This window comes from Sandarakinorhabdus sp. AAP62, assembly GCF_000331225.1.
Classification (GTDB): domain Bacteria; phylum Pseudomonadota; class Alphaproteobacteria; order Sphingomonadales; family Sphingomonadaceae; genus Sandarakinorhabdus.
The window spans coordinates 163,307-185,454 of record NZ_ANFY01000005.1; the positions used below are offsets into that span (position 1 = coordinate 163,307).

Sequence of the window (22,148 nt, forward strand, 5' to 3'; positions counted from 1 at the left end):
CATGAAACTGGGCGTTTGCTGGTATCCCGAACAATGGCCTGAGCCCCTTTGGGCCAGCGATGTGCAGCGCATGGCCGCGCTGGGCCTTTCCTTCGTGCGGATCGGCGAATTCGCGTGGAGCAGGATCGAACCGGAACCCGGTCAGTTCGACTGGGACTGGCTCGATCGCGCCGTCGATCTGTCGCACGCGGCGGGGCTGGAGGTGGTGATGGGCACACCCACCGCCACACCGCCGAAATGGCTGGTCGATGCCCATCCGGAGATATTGGCCAAGGGCCGCGACGGGCAGGTGCGCGGGTTCGGTTCGCGAAGGCATTATTGCTTTTCGTCCGATGTCTATCTCGAACAGGCAAAACGCATCACGGCGCTGATGGCCGATCGCTATGGCCGCCACCCCGCCGTGGTCGCCTGGCAGACGGACAATGAATATGGCTGCCACGACACGGTGGTGAGCACGTCCGACGCGGCCAAGGCGGCGTTCCGGCGCTGGCTGGCGGCGCGCTATGGCAATGTTGCGGCGCTGAACACGGCGTGGGGCTTGGCCTTCTGGAGCCAGGAATATCGCAGCTTCGACGAGGTGGATGCGCCGTTCGGCACCGTCACCGAAAGCCACCCGGCGCACCGGCTGGACTGGCAGCGTTTCTCCTCCGCCATGGTGGAGCGGTTCAACGCGGCGCAGGTAGAGATATTGCGCGCCGCATCGCCGGGGCGGGACATCGTCCATAATTTCATGGGGCTGTTTACCGAGTTCGACCATTATGCCGTCGGCCGTCAGCTCGATGTGGCGACGTGGGACAGTTACCCGATCGGCTTCCTGGGGCAGGGGCCGTTCAGCGCGGCGGACAAGGCGCGCTACCTGCGCACCGGCCACCCCGATCTCACCGCCTTTCACCACAGCCTCTATCGCGCCTGCGGGCAGGGGCGCTGGTGGGTGATCGAACAGCAGCCCGGCCCGGTGAACTGGGCGGCGTGGAATCCGGCGCCGGCGAAAGGCGCGGTGGAATTGTGGGGCTGGGAAGCCGTCGCCTTTGGGGCCGAACGCATGAGCTGGTTCCGCTGGCGGCAGGCACCCACGGGGCAGGAAGCCATGCACGCTGGCCTGAACCGGCCCGACAATCAGCCGGCGGCGGCGTGGCCGGAGGTGAAGGCGCTCGCCGCCGGGCTGGCCGCGCTTGGCCCGCTGCCGGAGCGCGGCCGCAGCGATGTGGCGCTGGTGTTCGATTATGACAGCGTGTGGGCGGTGCAGAGCCAGCCGCAGGGCCGCGATCAGGATGCGCTGGCCACGGCGATGACCTGGCACACGGCGGCGCGGCGGCTGGGTTTGAGCGTGGATATCGTGGCGTCCGATGCCGATTTCAGTGGTTACGCATTGGTGCTGCTGCCGGGGCAGATTGTGCTGGATGCAGCGTTGGCGCAGCGCCTTGCGCAAAGCGGCGCAACCGTGCTCGCCGGCCCGCGCACCGGTTCCAAAACGCGGGATTTCGCCATTCCGGCCACGCTGCCGCCGGATGGTTTGCAGGCGCTGATCGACGTGACGGTGGCGCGGGTGGAAAGCCTGCCGCCCGGCATCGTGCTGGCTGCCGGCAATGGCGGGCAGGTGACGGGCTGGATGGAGGATGTGGAGGCCAGCGCTGCGGTCGAAACCCGCCTTGCCCTCGATGATGGCCGCGGCCTGTGGTTTGCCCACGACAAGGCGCATTATCTCGCCGGCCACACCGATGATGGCCTGCTGCGCCGCATCCTGATCGACGTTGCCGTGGCCGCCGGGCTGCATCCGCGCGATCTTGGCCCGGATGTGCGGATCGAACGGCGCGGCGCGCTGCATTTCCTGTTCAACTATGGCCCGCAAGCCGTTGCGATTGAAGAACGCGTAGTGATCGGAAGCAAATTGGTGCCGCCCGCTGGCGTCGCCATCTGGAAGGATGAAGCCCCATGACGACGCTTGCGGCCAAGATTGGCGCTCTCGCTGAAACCACCGCGCTGCCCGATCCCGGCCCGATTGGCGAAGGTGAAGCGCGGTTCGTTGTCGAACATTTCGCGCTGACTGCCAACAATGTCACCTATGCCGTGCACGGCGATGATTTCGCCTATTGGCGCTTCTTCCCGGCGCCAGAAGGCCATGGCATCGTACCGGTGTGGGGCTTTGGCCGTGTCACGGAAAGCAAAGCCGAAGGCATCAGCGTTGGCCAGCGTTTCTTCGGCTATTGGCCGATGGCCGCCCAGCTGGTGCTTACCCCTGTGCAATTGTCGGCCCATGGCTTTACCGATGGCGCGGCGCACCGCGCTGGCTTGCCGCCGATCTACAATCGCTATTTGCCCGCCAGTGCCGACTGGGGTGACGAGGCGCTGCAATCGCTGCTGCGCATTCTCTACACCACCAGCTTCCTGATCGATTGCCTGGTTGCGTCGCGGCCGGTGGATACAGTGGTACTGTCATCGGCCTCCTCGAAGACGGCGCTCGGCGCGGCATTTGCAGCCAAGGGTCGCCAACGCGTGGTTGGCCTGACGTCGGCGATCAATCGCGATTTCTGCATCAAGACAGGCTATTATGATCAGGTGCTGAGCTATGACGAGATCGACAGGATCGCGGGCGAGGCCATTGCCTTCATCGATATCGCCGGCGATGGCGCCGTGCGTTCGGCCGTACACGCGTTGCTGGGTGATCGGCTCAAGGAAACCCATGTTGTCGGCGATACGCATTGGTATAGCCCCAAATTCGGATCACTGCCCGGCCCGGTGCCGCAGCCCTTCTTTGCGCCGACCATTGCGCAGGCCCGTGTCGCCGAATGGGGTCCGGCGGGCTTTGATCAGCGGCTGATTGCAAGCTGGGCGCGTTTTGTCGCCACCCTGGGCTGGCTGAAGGTGGAGCGGGTAACCGGCGATGCCGCGGTTGCCAAGGCCTGGGCCGACTTGGTGGATGGGCGCATCGATCCGGCGGTTGGCATCATCGCCAGCCTCTGATCTGTTCAGCTTGCCGAAAGCGCCGCTGCAGCAATCTACATCTCGCGGCTGGGGTTTTGGACAAAGTGTCGCAATCCCCAGTGCTTGAGCACACAAGGGTCGAAGCGTATGGAGCCCGTCCAAGCGATCCGGCGCAGACGCCCGGGCGTGTGAAAAACCTGCCGGCCACACGCCGGCGCGAGGAGAGAGACAGATGAAGATTCTGGGTTTTGTCGCCGCTGCCCTGGTGATCGCCGCTCCGGCTGCCGCCAAGGAAATCACCGTCAAGATGCTGAACAAGGGCAAGGAAGGCGCCATGGTTTTCGAACCGGCGTTCATCAAGGCTGCTCCGGGCGACACCGTGAAGTTCGTGGCCACCAATCCGGGCCACAACGCCCAGACCATCGCGGGCATGCTGCCGGCCGGTGAAGCCGAGCAGAAGGGCGCCATGGGCAAGGATTTCGTGCTGAAGGTTGGCAAGCCCGGCCTGTATGGCATCAAGTGCCTGCCGCACTTCTCCATGGGCATGGTTGCCCTGGTGCAGTCCGGCAACGGCCCGTCGGCCAACCTCGCTGCCGCCAAGGCCGTGAAGCTTTCGCCGCTCGCCACCAAGCGCATGACCGCCTACCTGGCCCAGGCCAAGTAATCGCCTCCACGCGATGAGAAGCGGCCGGGGTGGCGACACCCCGGCCGCTTTCGTTTGTTACAGGCCAGCGGCCTTCAGCATCGCCGAACCGCCGGCTTCGGCATCGTCGCTGCCGCTGCGGAAAAAGGCGAACAATTCGCGTGCCGTACCATCGCCTGATGCCGTGATGGAAGCAGGCGTTCTGGCAGCAAATTCAGCCGCATCCACCAGCACATCCAGTTGGCCCTTGTGTGCGCAAAGGCGGATCACATCGCCATCGCGCACCCGGGCGATCGGCCCGCCGGCCATGGCTTCCGGGCACAGGTGGATCGCCGCCGGCACCTTGCCCGACGCGCCCGACATGCGGCCATCGGTGACGAGTGCCACCTTGTGCCCGCGATCCTGCAGCACGCCCAGCGGCGGGGTCAGCTTGTGCAGTTCGGGCATGCCGTTGGCCTGCGGACCCTGACCGCGCACCACCACCACCACGTCGCGATCCAGCTCGCCGGCCTTGAAGGCCGCCTGCACCGATTCCTGATCCTCGAACACCCGGGCCGGGGCCTCGATGGTCCAACGATCTTCCTCCACCGCGCTGGTCTTGAAGATGGCGCGGCCCAGATTGCCCTTCACCAACCGCATGCCGCCATCGGCGCGGAACGGGTTGGAGACGGCGCGCAGGATAGTCTCGTCACGGCTGGCCGGCACGTCCTGCCAGCTCAATTTGTCGTCGGCCATCATCGGATCGCGGGCGAAATCGGCCAGGTTCTGCCCGCCAGCGGTGGTGATATCGCCGTGAAGCAGCCCGGCTTCGAGCAGGGTGCTGATGGTGAAGGCCATGCCGCCGGCCGCATGGAACTGGTTCACATCCGCCGCGCCGCCGGGATAGACGCGGGCAAGCAGCGGCACAACGGCCGAAAGCGCGTCGAAATCCTGCCAATCGATGCTGATGCCGGCCGCCCGGGCAATCGCCGGCAGGTGGATGGCGTGATTGGTGGAACCTCCGGTGGCGAGCAAGCCGACGATGGCGTTGACGATGGCCCGTTCATCCACGCACACGCCCAGCGGGCGCTCGTCGGGCTGATTCAGGGCGATGCCGGCCAGGCGGTGCATGGCGGCGCGGTTCATGGCGTTCCTGAGGCCGGTGCCGGGATTGACGAAGGCGGCGCCGGGTACGTGCAGTCCCATCACTTCCATCATCATCTGGTTCGAATTGGCGGTGCCGTAGAAGGTGCAGGTACCTGGGCTGTGGTAGGAAGCACTTTCAGCCTCCAGCAGCTCGGCGCGGCTGGCCTTGCCTTCGGCGGCGAGCTGGCGAATGCGCTGCTTTTCCTTGTTGGGCAGGCCCGATGGCATCGGCCCGGCCGGCACGAACAGCATCGGCAGATGGCCGAAACGCAGCGCACCGATCAGCAGGCCGGGTACGATCTTGTCACAGATGCCGAGCAGGGCGACGGCTTCGAACATGCCGTGGCTGAGCGCGACGGCCGTGCCCAGTGCAATCGCATCGCGGCTGAACAACGAAAGCTCCATGCCCACCTGGCCTTGCGTCACGCCATCGCACATCGCCGGCACGCCGCCGGCCACCTGCGCGGTGGCGCCGACTTCGCGGGCAAACAGCTTCAGCTGCGGCGGGTAGGTGCCATAGGGCTGATGGGCCGAAAGCATGTCGTTGAAGGCGGTGACGAGGCCGATATTGACGCGCGTCCCAGCCTTGATGGTGGCCTGATCATCCAGTGCCGCAGCAAAGCCGTGGGCCAGGTTGGAGCAGGACAGCCGCTCACGGCCCATGCCATTCTCGCGCTCCTGCGCGATGAAATCGAGATAGCGGCGCCGGCCGGGGCGGCTCTTCTCGATGATGCGGTCGGTCACGCGGGCGAGGGTCGGGTGCAGAGTCGTCATGGACCCACCATAGGCAGCATCGCCGCACTTGGGCAGGGTGAATAGCTATGCGCGCAGCTTGAACAGGGGCCGATCCGCCAATATTTCGCGCGCCGCGTTGTGGCCGGGCGCGCCGGTGACGCCGCCACCGGGATGGGCGCCGCTGCCGCACAGATAGAGGCCCTTGATCGGCATGCGGTGATCGCCGTGGCCCAGCACCGGGCGGGCCGCCCACAATTGATCAAGGCTGATGCGGCCATGGAAGATATCGCCGCCGATCAGCCCGAACTTGCGTTCCAGATCCAACGGCGAATGGATCTGCCGGGCGATGATGCTGCGCTTGAAATTGGGGGCGTGGGCGGTGACGGTATCGACAATCAGATCGGCCACCTTCTCGCGCACATCGTCCCAGCTCTGGCCATCGGGCAGGCGAGGCGCGAACTGCTGGCAGAACAGGCTGGCGACATGGCTGCCGGGCGGGGCCAGCGTATCGTCGAGCGTGCTCGGGATCAGCATTTCGACAATGGGTCTGGCCGACCAGCCATAGGCCTTGGCGCCGGTATAGGCGCGGTCCATGTAATCCAGGCTGGGCGCAATGATGATGCCGGCGCCGTGGTGGTGCCCGGGCTCCTTGAGCACCGAGAATTCCGGCAGCTCCGAAAGCGCCACGTTCATGCGGAAGGTGCCGGACCCGCAGGCATAACCATCGATGGCGCGGGCGAAATCGTCCGGAAGGTCGGACCGGTCGATCAGCTGGCCAAACAGCAGCGCCGGGCCGACATTGCTGGCAATGATCGGCGCATCGAGCACCCGGCCATCGGCGAGGGTGACGCCGCGTGCCGTGCCGCCGCCGACATTCACATAAGCCACCGGCTCTTCCAGCCCGATGCTCACGCCCTTTTCTTCGCACGCCCGCGCCATGGCCTGGGTTATGCTGCCCATGCCGCCAATGGCATGGCCCCAGGCGCCCTTGATGCCGTTCACCTGGCCAAACACGTGATGCAGCAGCACATAGGCCGAGCCCGGCGTATCCGGGCTGGCGAAATGGCCGACGATGGAATCGAACCCCAGAACTGCCTTGATCGGATCGCTTTCGAACCAGCCATCCAGAAATTCGCGCGCGCTGCGGGTGAACAGGTTGAACAGGTCGCGCTGTTCGGGGCCAGACAGGCCAAGCAGTGGCCAGCCCTGCGCTGCCATCGCTGCCATGCCCTTCAGCCCGCGCCCCGGTGGGGTTTTCAGTGCCAGCCGGCGCAGCTGATCGGCCAGCACCTCCAGCCGTGCGTCATAGGCGGGCAGGGCCGCCGCATCCTTCTTGCTGAAGCGCGCCACTTCCCGTTCGGTCACACCGGGGCCGACCTTCAGATAATCCCGCTCCAGCGGCAGGAAATTGTTGAGCGGCCGGTTGACGATCTTCAGGCCATGCTCGGCCAGGTTCATGTCGCAGGCGACCTTGTCCTGCAGCAGCGACACCGTGTAGCTGGCGGTCGAATTGCGGAAGCCGGGCGCGAATTCCTCGGTCACGCACGCGCCGCCCACCACGTCGCGGGCTTCGCACACATGCACCTTCAGCCCGGCCCTTGCCAGGTAGAAGGCCGTCACCAGTCCGTTGTGGCCCCCGCCGATGATGATCGCATCATATTGCATGGGCAGATGCCATGCCCCGCTGTGGGCGAGGGGTCAATTGCGGGCGGCGATTCACCCTAGTACGCCGGCGCACAGTGCGAGCCCGATCAGGCCCATCAGCGCCGCGACCAATGATCGGATCGCCGTTATGGTGAGCTTTTCGAGATGCCGCGTGGCCGCCCATGCCCCGGCAAAAGCGGCGAGTGTGCCGACGCCGACCAAATGCGCCTCCCGCCCGGCCGGATTGAGGCCAAGAGCAGTGAAAGACGCCGCATAGGTGGACAGGCGGGCCAGATCGACGAGAATCGCGATCATCACGCCGGTGGCAATGAACGGCTTGGCGTCCAGCCCGGCGCGCAGCAGGAAGATGGAACGCAGCGCCCCCTGCTGGCCGGTGAGGCCGCCGAAGAAGCCGGTGACCAGCCCGCCCAGCGGCTGCAGACGCGGCGGCGCGGCCAGTGTCTGGAACCAGCTCTGCAGTTCGAGCAGCGCGAAGATCAGCAACAGCAGCCCCACGGCCAGGCTGGCACCGGTCGGCCCGAAGCTGCGGCCCATGGCATTCCACGTGAACAACTGCGGCGTGTCGCCCAGCCGGGCCAGCAGCCAGGCACCCAGCATGGCCGCCGGCACGGCCGTGATGCCAAAGCGCAGCACCACCCGCCAATCCGCCTGCCGCCACAGCAACCCGGCCTTGAAGATATTGTTGAGCAGATGGACAACGCCGGTGGCCGCCACCGCCACCGGCACCGGGAAGAACAATGCAAAGGCCGGCAGTAGGATGGTGCCGAGGCCGAAGCCCGAATAGAGGGTGAGCGCCGATGCCAGCGCTGCCACCACGGCGATCACTACCATATCCATGGCCTTCCCTATGCCGGCCACCCGGCCCTGCCGCAATCGATAAGACCGCCCCCCACACCCTCCGGTTGCAACCTTCGCCGCATTCGCTATGCGGGGAGGCAAGAAACATGCGGGGAGGCCAGTTTGAGCGTTGCACAAGAGGCGGTCGAGGATGTGATCGACCCGAAGCGGGATCGGCTGGTGATCGTGGCCAGCTCGCTGGGCACCGTGTTCGAATGGTATGATTTCTTCCTCTACGGCATCCTGGCCAGCCTGCTCGGCAAATTGTTCTTTGCCACCGGCAGCCCCACCACCGAGCTGCTGTTCAGTCTGTTCGCCTTTGCCATCGGCTTTTTCTTCCGGCCGATGGGCGCGCTGCTGTTCGGCTGGTTCGGCGACAAGGTGGGGCGCAAATATACTTTCCTGATCACCATCAGCGTGATGGGCGGCGCCACGGCCTGCATCGGCCTCTTGCCCACATTCGAACAGGCCGGCATCGCCGCGCCGATCATGCTCTTGCTGCTGCGCACCCTGCAGGGCCTGGCGCTGGGCGGGGAATATGGCGGCGCGGCGATTTATGTTGCCGAACATGCACCCAAGGGCAAACGCGGGGCGTACACGAGCTGGATTCAGGCGGCGGCGGCCGGCGGCTTCATGCTCACGCTGGGCGTGGTGCTGGGCGCCAAGGCGATCATCCCCGAAGCCGAATTCGCCGCCTGGGGCTGGCGTATCCCGTTCCTGATGTCGATCCTGCTGCTCGGCATCTCGATCTGGGTGCGGCTGAAACTGTCGGAAAGCCCGGTGTTCCAGAAGATGAAATCGGCGGGCACCACATCCAAGAATCCGTTCAAGGACGCGCTGTCGGCGCCGGGCAACAAGGGCCGGCTGCTGGTGGCGCTGGCCGTTTCAGCCGGCTTCACGGTGATCTTCTACACCAGCCAGTTCGGCACGCTCTATTTCCTGCAGAATACGGCGCGCCTGCCGGAAACCGAGGCGCTGCTCTATCTCGCGGTCGGCGTGCTGGTTTCGGCCCCGGCCTATGTCTATTTCGGCGGGCTTTCCGATCGTTTTGGCCGCAAGCAGGTGCTGGTGGCGGGCTTTGCGCTCACGCTGGTCGCACTGTTCCCGATCTTCAACCTGATGGCGAAGGGCGCCAATCCGGCCCTGTCTGAAGCCCTCGCCACGGCACCGGTCACGGTCGAGCTGCCGGCCTGCCAATATAATATCTTCACCAAGCAGGAAGCCGAATGCGGCAAGGCGCTGGAATGGCTGACCAAGCGCGGCGTCTCCTATGCCAAGGAAGACGCCGATCTGCTGGCCATGCGGGTTGCTGGCGCGCGACTGGAAGGCTTTGACAAGGACAAGTGGAACGCCGCGCTGAATGCCGCCGGCTGGCCGGAAAAGGCCGATCCGGATCGCATCGTCGCCTGGCAATTGCTGCTGGCGGTGATGGCCATCGGCCTGCTCAGCGGCTGGACCTATGCGCCGATTGCGGCGCTGTTGGTGGAGATGTTCCCTGCAAGGGTGCGCTATACCTCGATGTCGGTGCCCTATCACATCGGCACGGGGTATTTTGGCGGATTCCTGCCCGTCATCTCGCAATATATCGTGGTCAAGACTGGCGATGTGTTTGCCGGGCTGTGGTACACGATCGCGGTGGTGGTGGTAGGGCTGGTGGTGATGCTGCTGTTCCTGAAGGACACACGCGATATCAACATCAACGATTGAGGGTGAAGGCGATGAGTGGACCACTGGCCGGCTTCCGCATCGTTGATTGTTCGCAAATCGTTTCGGGCCCGATGGCCTGCACCATGCTGGGAGATCAAGGCGCCGAGGTCATCAAGGTCGAAAGCCCCGGCGGCGATCCGGTGCGCGGGCTGGGGCCACGCAAGACCGATCTTTCGTCCATGTTCATCGCCGTCAACCGCGGCAAGCAGGGCCTGTGCCTCGATCTGAAATCGCCCGACGGTGTGGCGGTGCTGGAACGGCTGGTGGCGACGGCGGATGTGCTGGTGGAAAATTTCCGCCCCGGCGTGCTGGCCCGGCTGGGGCTGGATTGGGAACGGATGCAGGCCCTCAATCCGCGCCTGATCTATTGCAGCATCACCGGCTTTGGCCAGGACGGGCCGTATCAGAATGTCCGCGTCTATGATCCGGTGATCCAGGCCGTATCCGGCATTGCCGCTTCCCAGGTGGACAAGGAAGGTACCCCCGGCCTCGTGCGCCATCTGGTGGCAGACAAGGTGACGGCGCTCACCGCCGCGCAGGCCATCACCGCGGCCCTGCTGCGCCGCGAACGCGCCGGCGCCGATGCGCCTGGCGAGCGTATCGAGGTTGCCATGCTGGATGCCGCCATTGCCTTCAACTGGCCGGAAGGCATGTATAATTACAGCTTCATGGATGACGCGCCGGCGACCTGGCCCGAATATGGCGCGCAGATGCGGCTGTGGAAGGCCGCCGATGGTCAGGTGGCGATCGGCGCGCTGCAGGATGCGGAATTTGTCGCGCTCACCCGCAGCCTTGGCCGCGAGGATCTGGCGCAGGATGAACGTTTCCGCTCGTCGGCGGGCCGCATCAAGCATCAGCGCGAATGGGCGCCGCAGGTTTCCGCCGAAATTGCTCGCCGCACGCGGGCCGAACTGATGGCCGGTTTTGTGGAGCAGGGGGCTGTCGGCGGCCCGGTGGTGCATCTGGCCGATGTGCCGCATGACGCGCAGGTGCAGCACAATGGCATTTGCGTCGCGGTGGACCATGGCCCCGGCGTGGGCCGCGTGCAGCAGGCGCGGCCGCCGGCGCGCTTTGGTTCCGCGCTGGATCCGGTTGGCCCGGCCCCGCATTTGGGCGAACATGGCCGGCAAATCCTTGCCGCGCTGGGCTATGATGCTGCCGCCATTGCCGCACTTGTGGATAAGGGCGTCCTCAAGGGCTGAAGCCCCTATCGCGGCCGGCACGGCTCTTGCATCATCTGCGACAAGCTTGCGCTGATTCTGCCATTGCACCCGCAAAGGCCGCTACCCATATCAGCCGGGACAAGGTGAGGCTCAGTGCCTCACGACGGAGATGAGATGACCAACCAGACCCTGCCCGTGTTGCCGCTGCGCGATATCGTGGTGTTTCCGCAGATGATCGTGCCGCTGTTCGTTGGCCGCGAGAAATCGGTGGCGGCGCTCGAAGCCGCGATGAACGATGGCCGCACCGTGTTCCTGCTCAGCCAGAAGAACCCCGGCGATGAAGATCCCGGTGCTGACGAGTTGTATGATGTCGGCACGCTTGCCAATGTGCTGCAGTTGCTGAAGTTGCCCGATGGCACGGTGAAGGTGCTGGTGGAAGGCCAGGGCCGCGCGTCGCTGGTCAAGCTCGATGCCAGCGGCCCCTATCTCGTCGCCGAGGTTGAGGACCGGCCAGACGTGGAGCGCAACGAAACCGAAGTCGCCGCCCTGCTGCGTTCGGCGCAGAGTCAGTTCGAACAGTTCATCAAGCTGAACCGCAAGGTGGCCCCGGAAATTGCCAGCCAGATTTCAGCCGTGGAAGAACCCGGCCGCTTTGCCGACACGGTTGCGGCCAATCTGGGCCTGAAGATCGCCGACAAGCAGGCGCTGCTGGCCGAGCCGGACGTGGGCACGCGGCTGGAGAAGATCTTCGCCTTCATGGAAGGCGAGATGGGCGTGCTGCAGGTGGAAAAGAAGATCCGCAACCGCGTGAAGCGGCAGATGGAGAAGACCCAGCGCGAATATTATCTCAACGAGCAGATGAAGGCGATCCAGCGCGAGCTGGGTGATTCCGACGAGGAGAAGGACGAAATCGCCGAGCTGGAAGAGCGGATCAAGAAGGTCAAGCTCAGCAAGGAAGCCCGCGAGAAGGCCGTGGCCGAGCTGAAGAAGCTGAAGGCGATGGCGCCGCAGTCGGCCGAAGCCACGGTGGTCAGGAATTATCTCGACACGCTGCTCGGCCTGCCGTGGGGCAAGAAATCCAAGGTGAAGAAGGACATCATCGCAGCCCAGGCCGTGCTTGATGCTGATCATTATGGCCTTGAGAAGGTGAAGGACCGGATCATCGAATATCTGGCCGTGCAGGCGCGCACCAACAAGCTGAAGGGGCCGATCCTGTGCCTCGTCGGCCCGCCCGGTGTCGGCAAGACCTCGCTGGGCCGCAGCATCGCCAAGGCGACGGGGCGCGAGTTCATCCGCCACAGCCTCGGCGGCGTGCGCGATGAAGCCGAAATCCGTGGCCACCGCCGGACGTACATCGGCTCGATGCCCGGCAAGGTGATCCAGAACCTGAAGAAGGCTGGTACCTCCAACCCGCTGTTCCTCCTCGATGAAATCGACAAGCTGGGCCAGGATTTCCGTGGCGATCCGGCCTCGGCTCTGCTGGAAGTGCTCGATCCCGAACAGAACAAGGCGTTCAACGATCACTATCTGGAGGTCGATTACGACCTGTCGGACGTGATGTTCGTGACCACCGCCAACAGCTACAACATGCCCCAGCCGCTGCTGGACCGCATGGAGATCATCAGCCTGTCGGGCTACACCGAAGATGAAAAGGTGGAGATCGCCAAGGGCCATCTGATCGAGAAGCAATATGAAGCGCACGGGCTGAAGAAGGCGGAGTTCAGCGTGGGCGACGATGCCTTGCGCGATCTCATCCGCTATTACACCCGGGAAGCCGGTGTGCGCCGGCTGGAGCGCGAGATTGCCAAGCTGGCAAGGAAGGCGCTGCGCCGCATCCTGGAAGGCAAGGAAACCAGCGTGGCCGTCACGTCGGACAATCTGGCCGATTTCGCCGGGGTTCGGAAATATCGCTATGGTCTGGCCGATGCCGAAGACCAGATCGGTGCCGTCACGGGCCTCGCCTGGACGGAAGTGGGCGGCGATCTGCTCACCATCGAGGCTGTCACCAGCCCCGGCAAGGGCAATATCAAGACCACCGGCAAGCTGGGCAGCGTGATGACCGAATCGATTTCGGCGGCGCTGTCGTTCGTGCGGGCGCGGGCGACGCACTATGGCATCAAGCCCAGCCTGTTCGACAAGAAGGACATCCATGTGCACGTGCCGGAAGGCGCAACGCCCAAGGATGGCCCGTCGGCGGGTATCGCCATGGTCACCGCCATCATCTCGACGCTGACCGGCGTGCCGGTGAAGAGCGACGTGGCGATGACCGGTGAAGTGACGCTGCGCGGCCGTGTGCTGCCGATCGGTGGCCTCAAGGAGAAGCTGCTGGCAGCACTGCGCGGCGGCATCACCATGGTGCTGATCCCGGCCGAGAACGAGAAGGACCTGGTCGAAATCCCCGACAATGTGAAGCAGGGCCTGAAGATCGTGCCGGTGAGCCACGTCGATGAAGTGCTGGCGCTGGCGCTGACCCAGCCGCTGGTGCCGATCGAATGGACCGAGGCCGACGAGAAGGCCGCCATGCCAGCGGCCACCGTGGCCAGCGAACCGGCGGTGCGGCACTGATTTTTGTGCGAAACGACTGGGCGGGGCTTTACAGCGCCGCCCATCTCGCCTAATTCGCCGCCTCCCGACACGAGTGGGCGCGTAGCTCAGCGGTAGAGCACTGCTTTCACACGGCAGGGGTCACAGGTTCAATCCCTGTCGCGCCCACCACTCGGTCCCTCCCGAAAAGCGCAATCCTTCCTGCTCCCCTCCCTGCAAGGGAGGGGCCGGGGGAGGGTGCTTCGCGCGCGTGCCTGACCTCGGGGTGTGGCGCATTCTCCACTCACCCTCCCCCAGCCCCTCCCTGCAGGCTGGGAGGGGAGTCTTCAGCCATAGGCCCCGAAATGATTGGCAATTGCGATGCTGATCAGCGGGATCAGTCGCGCGGTCGTGGCAATTGGCTCGATGAAGCGGCGCTGGATGCCGGCATAGGCCTGCGCGTCATCCTCGGGCCAATCGGTGGGCTCATCCATGCGATAATCCGCCAGATCGGGCGCTGTCACCGGGAAGGCGCGGCGCAGCTGTTCCAGCGCCTCGTCGGTGCGCAGGGATAGCACCATGTCGAGCACGTCATCACGGCTGATGTCATTGCGGCGCGAAAAGGCCGGGATATCGACGGCCCGCAAAAACAGATGCTGCATCAGCGCCAGCCGCAGCGCGTGCAGCACGCCCAGCGTGCGGCGGGTGGCCTCGGTACCCGGATCGGCGGGCGTTGGTTCGGGCAGGTGGCTCAGCAACTGCCGCAGCTTGATATTATCGACCCGCAACATGGAGGCGAGACGGCGGAACTGGCCGGAGCGATCATCCTCCACCAGTTTCTCGGCCAGCGCGAGGCAGGGCCGTGCCAGCGCTTCCTCGGTGCCGCGATAGGGGCGGGTGGCCCAATAGGCGCTGTTGAACAATTCGCCATAGGCGGCCAGCGTCTTGATGCTGGCGATGGCGTTGGCGGTTTCCACCAGCCCCAGCAATTGCCGCCCGCGCGCCGAACTCGCCAGCAGCGCCGCCAGCGCTTCCTGCGCGTCCATCCCGGCAGAGCCGACCCCGGCCAGCACGTTCACCGGATAGCCCAGTTGCTGCAAAATCGCGTTGTGCGGAATGGCGCGGATCGAACGCAACGACGCGTCGCGATCGCTGCCGATATCGCTCTGGCGCTTCAGGCGCCGCGAACCCGTCACCGGAATCAGGCCGAGGCCGAACGCCGTGATCGCCCGGGCATAGGGCCGCGCTTCGAACATCTGGCGCTGGTGGCGGCGGATCATGCGGTAATAATCGAGGCTGAGATCGGTGCGGGTGTAGAAGGGGTCATCCGCGCCGCCTGTCGCCAGCGTCGGCGTGATTTCGGCAATGCGGGTCAGCGTCGCCAGCGCCAGCGCGTCATGGCCGAAGAACAGGAAACCATCGCCGCCCTGGAAGCTGGCTTCGGCCTCGACGCGGATGCCGGCAGCGGCAAACTGTGCCCGCGCCCAGCGGCTGAGTGGCCAGGCCAGGCGATCGGTGAAGCTGACGGGGTGGGCGCCGCGGCCCATCGATTCGCCGTGCGTGTTGAAGATCAGCGCCGCCACGTCCGACAGGCCGTTCTTGACCATGGCGCGCGCCAGCCGGCCTTGCAGCCGCTCGATGGCCAGCGCCGCCGGCACCTGGCCCACAAAGCGCCCGGCATCGGAAAAGCCGGTCTGGATCGCCACCCGGCCGCGGGCCCGGGCATAGGCGCGATAGGCAGGTTCCGCCAGCAGCGCATCAAGGAAACGTCCGCCATGCTCCAGCGCGGTTTCCGTCTCGAACAGCGGCGACACGTCCACTTGGGTCGCAATGCCGAACAGCTTCGCGAAATAGAGCGCGGCCAGCACGGTTTGCGGCTGTTCGCATTCGGCGATCAGCAGGCGGATGGGCGTATCGGCATCCAGATGCTTCAGGATCGCCGCCATGGCGAGAAACTGGCGCACCGCGGTCGTGCTCTCCACCGCCAGCGCCGCGAAGTTCGACCGCAAGGGCTTCACCGTATCAAGCAGGCCGCGCAGCCGGATCAGCGCCTGGCCGCTGCCCATATCGAGTTGGCCATCGGGATCAATGCGGCGGCGGATGGCGTTGTGCAATTGCGCGGCGTTCACCCGGAAATGGATCCAGCCCATGCCCAGGCCATCGCCGGCCATGGCAGCGGCCAGCACCAGATGCGCGCGCGCCTGATCGACGGGCAGGCTGGCGGCGGTGGCCTTCAATTGGGCAATGGGTTCGGCCAGGCTGGTCAGCGCGTCGACATGCGGTGCAGTCACCCGGTTGGCGATGGCCGACAGCGCAGCGGCATCATCGCTGTTGCCGGCGAACAGCGCGGCCTGGGCATGGGCATGGGCGCCAGCGCGTGACAGGCGCTCGGCCAGGGCCAGCTCGCCCAGCCGGGCCGCTTCTCCGGCCAGCAGGGCCAGGCGCTCGCCCTTTTCATGGGCGCGAAACCCGATGCTGGTGGCCCAGCCAATGTCGGTGCGGCCATCCATGTCATAGCCGACCCAGCTCGCCAGCCGGAACAGGCAGGGGGTGAGCGCCTGCCATTCATCGGGATAAGCGCGTGCCGCCACGGCGAGCAATTCATTGTGCAACAGATCGCGCGCCGCCAGTGCCCGGGTGATGGCCGCCAGCACCGCCTCATGTTCTTCCAGCAGGCTGGGGGAAGGGCGGGTTTCCACAGGCGCCACGGCCACCGGCGCGCCGCTCACCGCTGCCTGCGCCACGGCGGTATATTCATCCGAAGTCAGCAGGAAGGTCGGGTGCGCGGTGAACACCACGTGCAGCAGCGGCGCCTCCCAGCGGGCCTTGAAGGCCGCGAAATCGCCCGTTGCCGATGCTTCGACCTGGGCGCGGAAGGCGGCGATATTGGCAGCATCATCCAGGCTGCCGAGCAAGCGCGCCAGCCGCTGGCTCCGTGCCTGCAAGCCTTCGCGGCCCAGTTCGGCGATGGCATTGGCCAGTCCGGCCAGCGTCACCGTGCCATCTTCCAGCCCGCGGCTGATCTCCAGCCCCAGCTGGAACACCGGATTGAACAACGGCGTTTCCGCCGTTCGCGCGTGGAGTTCGGCCAGGCGCTGGCGATAGGAGTCGATCATGCCGCCATGCTCGCGCTTTTTGTGCAGTGCGGCAAGATGGTTCAGGCCGGGAAACGGCAGGCCTGATCGCGGGCGGTAAAGTGCAGATCGGCGAACCAGCCGCGCGCGGTGCCGCCGGTCTGATCGGTATCCACGGCCACGGCGACGGAGGTGGGGGTGCCGCTGGTGCCGGGGAAGGCGCGGGCATAATCGCGGGTCAGATCCATGCGTTGTTCCACCCAGCGGCCCGCAGCGGCCGCCCCGCTTTGCGCCACCACCATCTGGGCGCGATCCGTATAGGCGTTGGGCGCGGTGGTGCCGATCGGGTGGCTGTTGTCCCACACATAGTTCAAGGCGGCATCAGGGATGGGGCCGGCAAACAGGCGGCGGGCCATGCCGAGCTTCAGTCTTGTGCCAAGTGCCATCTGCTTGTCGGGAATGTCGAAGCCGACATAGACGCGCGCGGCATAATCATCGCCGGCCCTGGTCCTCATGTTGGCACCGGCGATGGGCGCTTCGATGCGCCAGCGCCAGCACAGGATCGGATGAGCCGCCAGATCGACGCTGACCGGGCGGGCGAGGAGCGCCATGGATTTGCTGGCGCTGCCTTCGACGCCGGTCACACCATCGATGCGGGTGATGCGGTACCGGGTAGGCGGCACCTTCTTCGACACAGGCGCCACCTGCCACGGCGGCGGCACTGGGCCTTCGGCGGGAAAAACCATCAACTGGGCAGCGAGCAGGAGGGTGAGCATGTCTGTCTTACGCCGCAGCAGGCGAATTCGTTGCAGCCCGTGTCAATCGCGGAACGCATTCCAGGCCGCCACCGTGCGCTGGATGACGGTGAGGATGCACAGGCCGGCATAAGCCAGCGCGATCATCGGGAAATGCTGCGGCCACAGGCAGAAGGCGATGAAGACGATGATCGTTTCCGTCCCTTCGGCCAGGCCGGTGTTGTAGAAGAAGCTCTTCTTGCCGTGGGCGCTGGTTTCCAGCCCACGCTTGCCGGCGATGGTGGCAAAGGCAAGGAAGCTGATGCCGGTGAGGCCGAAGCAGCCCATCAGGATGAGCGCCGGCACCAGATTGCCGGGGGCAGCCAGGCCAAAGCCCAAAGGCACAGCCAGATAGAAGACGAAATCACCGACGATATCGAGATAGCCACCGAAATCCGACATCTTCGTTGCTCGCGCCACCGCGCCGTCCAGCCCGTCGAGCAGGCGATTGACGATGATCACCGCCAGCGCTGCCTTGAACTGGCCCTGCGCCAGCAGCGCTCCCGCCCCGATGCCGAGCAGGATGCCGATGCAGGTGATGGCATTGGCCGTCACGCCCAGCGCCGCCAGCGTCCGCCCCAGCGCATTCAATGGCGGGTCGATCAGCGGGCGCAGGCGGGCGTCAAGCAAGAGGGGTCACCAGGCCGATCATCGCGCCGGTCATCAGCGTCGCAAAATTGCCGGCAATCCAGCTCTTGATGCCCAGTCCGGCCGCTTCAGCGCGGCGCTGCGGGCACAGGCTGGCGATGGTGGAAACGAGCAGGCCAATGCTGGCCAGATTGGCAAAGCCGGCCAGCGCATAGGTGACGATCAGCGTGCTGCGCGGATCGAGCGTGCCGGCGGACAGGGCGGCCAGATCGAGATAGGCGACATATTCATTCAGGATCGCCTTGGTGCCCATCAGCGCGCCCGCCGCCGGCGCCTGATCCCACGGCACGCCGATGGCCCACATGAACGGCGAGAATATCCAGCCGAACATGCGCTTGAGGGTGAGGGCGGTGCCGTCGACATGCGGCGCCAGTGCAAGGATCTGATCGGCCAGGTTCACCAGCGCGAAGATGGTGATGATGATGCCGATGACGGCCAGCATCAGTTGCACGCCTTCCATGGCACCGCGCACCACCGCGTCCATGGCGCCATCATAGGCGAGGTCAGGCTCGGCCGCGTCGCCGGACTGCGGCTGGCCCGGTACCATCAGCCGGGCAACCATCAGTGCGGCGGGCAGCGAAATCAGGCTGGCAACGATCAGATGGCCGGCGGCGTTGGGGATGAGCTTGCCCAGCGTGCTGGCATAGAGCACCAGAATCGCACCCGAAATCGTCGCCATGATCATCGCCATGATGGCGAACAGATCAGACCGGCTCATGGTCGCAAACCAGGCGCGCAGCACCAGCGGCGATTCAACGACGCCCAGGAACAGCGTGCCGCCACCGCCCAGCCCGACGACGCCCGAAACGCCCAGCGTGCGCCGCAAGGCCCAGCTGAGCCCGCGCACCAGCGCCCTCAATATGCCCCAGTGCCAGAGCAGCGCGGAAAGCGCCGAAAACACGATGATCAGCGGCAGGATCTGGAAGGCGATGATCAGCGGTGGGCTGGCGCCAGGTGCGAGCGCAAACGGCAGCGGCGCGCCGCCGAGATAGCCGAACATGTAGGAGGAGCCGACCAGCGTCGCCTTCTCGATGGCAGCCACCCCCTGATTGGCGACGCCAACGGCCGCCCAGATCGGCGGCACCCGCACCACGATGACAGCAATCGCCAGTTGCAGCAGCAGCGCGCCGACCAGCCAGCGCCAGCCTGGGCGATTGGCGCGGTCTTCGCTGAACGTCCAAGCCAGCAGCAAGATGGCCGCCAGCCCGATCAGACCCTGAAATTGCTGCATCAGGCCATGCATATCAGAATTTGTACGCGATACCGAACTGGAACTGCCTTGGCGGGCCGGCGTTGCGTTGCACGAAGGGTGCGCCGCCGCCGAACTGCACCTGGTTCGACGTGGTGGCGGCGTTGGCAAAGCCGGATTGGTTGTTGGCGTTGAACAGGTTGAACACGTCGGCCGAAAGCTCGATGCGCTTCAGCAGCAGATAGCGGATTCCGAGATCGACCGTGGCCGACCACGGCAGCCGCGCCGAGTTGCGGGCGGCGCCGGGGAAACGGTCGGAGTTGCCGACGAAATTCTCGCCGAACGAAGCGCCATCGCCGTTCAGATCCTGCGTGCCGAAAATCCGTGCATCGGGCACCAGATTGACCGGCTGACCCGACTGGAACAGGCCGGCGGCCGTGAAGGTGAGGCCATCGAGCGGATAGAGATAGCCGACTGCAGAGATCACATGCCGCCGATCGTTGGCCGACGGGCCATATTCGGTGCTGAAATCATTGGCGTTGGCGGCGCGGAAATTGATGTCGTCGGTGTCGTTCTTCAGCCGCGACAGCGTGTAGCTGAGGCGGAAGCCATAATCATCGCTGCCGCGTTCCTTCACGGCAGCCAAGATGAGCGCCATATACTCCGAGCGGCCTGCGGTTTCCGACACCGTGATCTGCCGTGCCCCGCCCGCCACCAATGCAACGGGCCGGCTTGCATCAGCGGCAGCCTGGCTGCGGACGAGGCCCAGCGTCTGCGCCAGAGCGGTGCGCGCCGCATTGTCGGGCGCGGCCTGCAGCAGGGCAATATTGGCCGGGGTGAGCGCGGCGGCGTTGGGCGTGAAGGCCGCCGGCGCATTCAGATCGCGCAGCCGCACCAGATTGCGGCTGCGGCTGTAGATGCCATCGACGCTCAACGTGAGTGTCGAAGTCGCCTGATATTGATAGCCGCCGCTCAATTGCAGGCTCCACGGGCTGTCATAGCCGGTGGGCGACAGGATGCGTGCTTCGCCCAGCGTGGCGGTGTCGCGCAGCGCCTGCACCTGCGCCGGGGTTGGGCAGGCCGAAACCGTGGCGCAAGGCGGGGCGACGGTGAGATTGCCGGCGAAGGTGACATCGCGCAGGTTGATACCGGTCGGGATGAGGCCGCGGCTCTGCAACTGGCCCAATTGGGTGAGGAAGCCCGGCGCCGTGGTGTTGCGCTGCAGGGCGTCGGAAATGACGGCATAACTCAATTTGCCGGTGAAGATGCCGGCCCCGAAGCGCACCGACGAGCGCGCATCCGGCCGCCAGTTCAGCGCCAGACGCGGCGCGATATTGTCGAAATCGCCGCCGCCGGCACCCTTGGCGGTGAGGCTGTCATAATCCCAGCGCAGGCCCAGCGTGGCGGTGAGGCGCGGGCTGATCTGCCATTCGTCTTCCAGGTAGAAGGCCAGCAAAGTCTGATCGGTGCCAAAGCTTTGCGGCCGCAATTCAACGGCATAATTGGCGACCACCGGGTTCAGCGCCAGCACGTCGGAGGCGGTCAGCCCCAGCCCGCGGCCGCCAGCACGCAGCGCCGTCAGCTGCGGCGCGGTCAGATCGACGACGAAATTGCCATCGGGATTGCCGCCGCCCAGCAGCGTGAACTTGCTGTGGATGACGTCAGCACCCAGCCGCAGCCGGTGCGCGCCCAGCTTGCGCTGCAGCCGGTGCGTGGTCTGGATCGTTTCTTCCAGGCTGTCGAACAGATAGCCCGGGTGGCCGACCACGCCGGCGGTGAGCCCCGACGGATCGCGGATCACCACCTGCGGCCCCGGGCCGGCCAGCGCTTCGCCATAATCCCAGCGGAAGCGGGCATATTGCACCGCCCCGTCATAGCTCCAGTCATCGCCGGCATAGCTCGCCGTGGCCGCAATCAGCGTCGAATGGCGATCCTGATTGGAACCGGCCGAAGGCAGGCTGTTGTTGCCGCCGCCCAAGCCCCCGCCGGGCCGTTCGATGGTGACGCGGCCGATGTTGGCGCGCAGGCCCAGCGTCCAGTCGTCGGTCAGCCGGTGATCGAGCCGCAGTGAGGCGAGGTGGAACTGGTTGTTGCCGGTTACATTGTCGGTGATGCCGAGCAGCGGCGCATCAACGACCTGGGTGTTGCGGTCGCGGGTATATTCATAGTTGATGTAGAAGAACGTCTTGTCCTTGGCGATCGCCCCACCCAGCGCGAAACCAGCCTGATAACGCTCAAAACTTTCGCCCACCTGGTTGCCCGACAGGTCGCGGCGCGGGAAGGGCGAGGCGGCATCAAGCGGCCGGCCGGGGCGGAGCAGCGCATAGGCTTCGCCGTGCAACGCGTTGCTTCCCGACGGCGTGGTGTAGTTCACGATGCCATTGGCGGTGCGGCCATAGGCGACCGAGTAGCTGTTGGCGAGCACGGTCACACTGCGGGTGAAGCCCAGCGGCACCGGGAACTTGATGCCGCCAAGGAAATTCTCGTTATTGTCCAGGCCGTCGATCAGATAATTGGTGTCGAGGCCATTGCTGCCGTTGATCGAGATCGACGGCGCTTCCGGGAAGAAGCCGGTGCTGGCCACCACGTTCGGCAACCGGATCAGCGAACCGATCACGTCGCGGCCTTCGATGGGCAGGGCGGTCAGTTGCTCACGGCCCAGCGAGGCGGAGACTTCGGCGTTGACGGCGTTGAGGCCAACAACCGTCCGCGCGCCGGTCACCGTGATGGTCTGGCCCACAGGGGTCAACCGCAGGGTGATGCTGCTGGAAAAATTGCTGCGCAGGGTCAGCGCCTGCGGTTCGGCAGCGTCATAGGCGGCACTGGCGGCGGTGCTGATGCGGAACTGGCCGCTGGTGGTCAGACCTTCCAGTCGCAGCAGGCCTTGCGCATCGGTGCGGGCCACGCGGCGGAAACCGGTGCCGGGGTTTTCGATGACGACCTCGATATCGGCAGCAGGCGCGCCACTGACGGCATCGACCACTGAAATCTGGATGCCGGCCTGTTGCGCCTGCGCCGGCATCGCCACCATCGCTGCGCCGGCCAGAAAGACGGCCGCAGCCCGGTTCAAACCCTTCATTTCGTTCCCCTGTTAGCCCTTTGCCCCGCCGATTTCATGACGTC

The 22,148-nt window shown here is 65.5% G+C and carries 14 protein-coding genes and 1 tRNA gene; 7 read left to right on the forward strand and 8 right to left on the reverse strand.

From position 1 onward, the window contains the following. Window position 1 precedes the first annotated feature (1 nt). The 3 genes from D619_RS0105320 to D619_RS0105330 all read left to right on the forward strand — a co-directional run bounded on the left by D619_RS0105320 (window position 2) and on the right by D619_RS0105330 (window position 3,586). Entirely contained in the window at window positions 2–1,936 is a 1,935-nt protein-coding gene (locus tag D619_RS0105320) for a beta-galactosidase (protein WP_017667539.1), read from the forward strand. Beyond that, on the forward strand, window positions 1,933–2,961 hold the full coding sequence (locus tag D619_RS15665) for a DUF2855 family protein (protein WP_017667540.1): 1,029 nt from the start codon (window positions 1,933–1,935) through the stop codon (window positions 2,959–2,961). Before D619_RS0105320 ends, D619_RS15665 begins: the two co-directional genes overlap by 4 nt. Window positions 2,962–3,154: 193 nt before the next feature. Further along, window positions 3,155–3,586 (forward strand): pseudoazurin, encoded by a 432-nt coding sequence (locus D619_RS0105330; RefSeq protein WP_017667541.1) that lies wholly within the window; start codon window positions 3,155–3,157, stop codon window positions 3,584–3,586. Window positions 3,587–3,643: 57 nt separating this feature from the next. Here the strand turns inward: D619_RS0105330 and edd are convergent, their stop codons facing one another. The 3 genes from edd to D619_RS0105345 are packed head-to-tail and all read right to left on the reverse strand — an operon-like array spanning window position 3,644 to window position 7,927. Beyond that, window positions 3,644–5,464 carry a phosphogluconate dehydratase gene (gene edd / locus D619_RS0105335; RefSeq protein WP_017667542.1) on the reverse strand — a complete coding sequence of 607 codons (1,821 nt, stop codon included), beginning with the start codon at window positions 5,462–5,464 and terminating at the stop codon, window positions 3,644–3,646. 45 nt (window positions 5,465–5,509) lie between these two features. Further along, window positions 5,510–7,096, reverse strand: a complete 1,587-nt coding sequence (locus D619_RS0105340; protein ID WP_152417306.1) for an NAD(P)/FAD-dependent oxidoreductase — start codon at window positions 7,094–7,096, stop codon at window positions 5,510–5,512. Between the two features lie 45 nt (window positions 7,097–7,141). Then, a complete protein-coding gene (locus D619_RS0105345) occupies window positions 7,142–7,927 on the reverse strand; it encodes a sulfite exporter TauE/SafE family protein (RefSeq protein ID WP_017667544.1) in 786 nt (261 codons plus the stop codon). A 123-nt stretch (window positions 7,928–8,050) separates the two neighbouring features. Here D619_RS0105345 and D619_RS0105350 point away from each other — a divergent pair, with 123 nt between their 5' ends. The 4 genes from D619_RS0105350 (at window position 8,051) to D619_RS0105365 (ending at window position 13,512) form a co-directional block, all read left to right on the forward strand. Then, the gene (locus tag D619_RS0105350; protein ID WP_017667545.1) at window positions 8,051–9,634 is read left to right on the forward strand and encodes an MFS transporter; all 1,584 of its coding nucleotides are present in this window, start codon (window positions 8,051–8,053) and stop codon (window positions 9,632–9,634) included. Window positions 9,635–9,645: 11 nt separating this feature from the next. Continuing rightward, window positions 9,646–10,836 (forward strand): CoA transferase, encoded by a 1,191-nt coding sequence (locus D619_RS0105355; RefSeq protein ID WP_017667546.1) that lies wholly within the window; start codon window positions 9,646–9,648, stop codon window positions 10,834–10,836. A 135-nt stretch (window positions 10,837–10,971) separates the two neighbouring features. Continuing rightward, the gene (gene lon, locus D619_RS0105360; RefSeq protein WP_017667547.1) at window positions 10,972–13,362 is read left to right on the forward strand and encodes an endopeptidase La; all 2,391 of its coding nucleotides are present in this window, start codon (window positions 10,972–10,974) and stop codon (window positions 13,360–13,362) included. A gap of 75 nt (window positions 13,363–13,437) precedes the next feature. After that, window positions 13,438–13,512, forward strand: a tRNA-Val gene (locus tag D619_RS0105365). A 155-nt stretch (window positions 13,513–13,667) separates the two neighbouring features. Here the strand turns inward: D619_RS0105365 and D619_RS0105370 are convergent. From D619_RS0105370 to D619_RS0105390, 5 genes are read right to left on the reverse strand one after another with little or no spacing between them, the layout of a single operon-like run. Further along, the gene (locus D619_RS0105370; protein ID WP_017667548.1) at window positions 13,668–16,436 is read right to left on the reverse strand and encodes a phosphoenolpyruvate carboxylase; all 2,769 of its coding nucleotides are present in this window, start codon (window positions 16,434–16,436) and stop codon (window positions 13,668–13,670) included. A gap of 41 nt (window positions 16,437–16,477) precedes the next feature. After that, a complete protein-coding gene (locus tag D619_RS0105375) occupies window positions 16,478–17,170 on the reverse strand; it encodes a DUF3047 domain-containing protein (RefSeq protein ID WP_017667549.1) in 693 nt (230 codons plus the stop codon). Window positions 17,171–17,212: 42 nt separating this feature from the next. After that, window positions 17,213–17,818, reverse strand: coding sequence for a CDP-alcohol phosphatidyltransferase family protein (locus D619_RS0105380; RefSeq protein ID WP_017667550.1), 606 nt, complete (start codon window positions 17,816–17,818; stop codon window positions 17,213–17,215). Further along, window positions 17,811–19,067, reverse strand: a complete 1,257-nt coding sequence (locus tag D619_RS0105385) for a nucleoside transporter C-terminal domain-containing protein (RefSeq protein WP_033373012.1) — start codon at window positions 19,065–19,067, stop codon at window positions 17,811–17,813. Before D619_RS0105385 ends, D619_RS0105380 begins: the two co-directional genes overlap by 8 nt. Window positions 19,068–19,080: 13 nt before the next feature. Next, entirely contained in the window at window positions 19,081–22,104 is a 3,024-nt protein-coding gene (locus D619_RS0105390; RefSeq protein WP_017667552.1) for a TonB-dependent receptor, read from the reverse strand. Window positions 22,105–22,148: the final 44 nt, after the last annotated feature.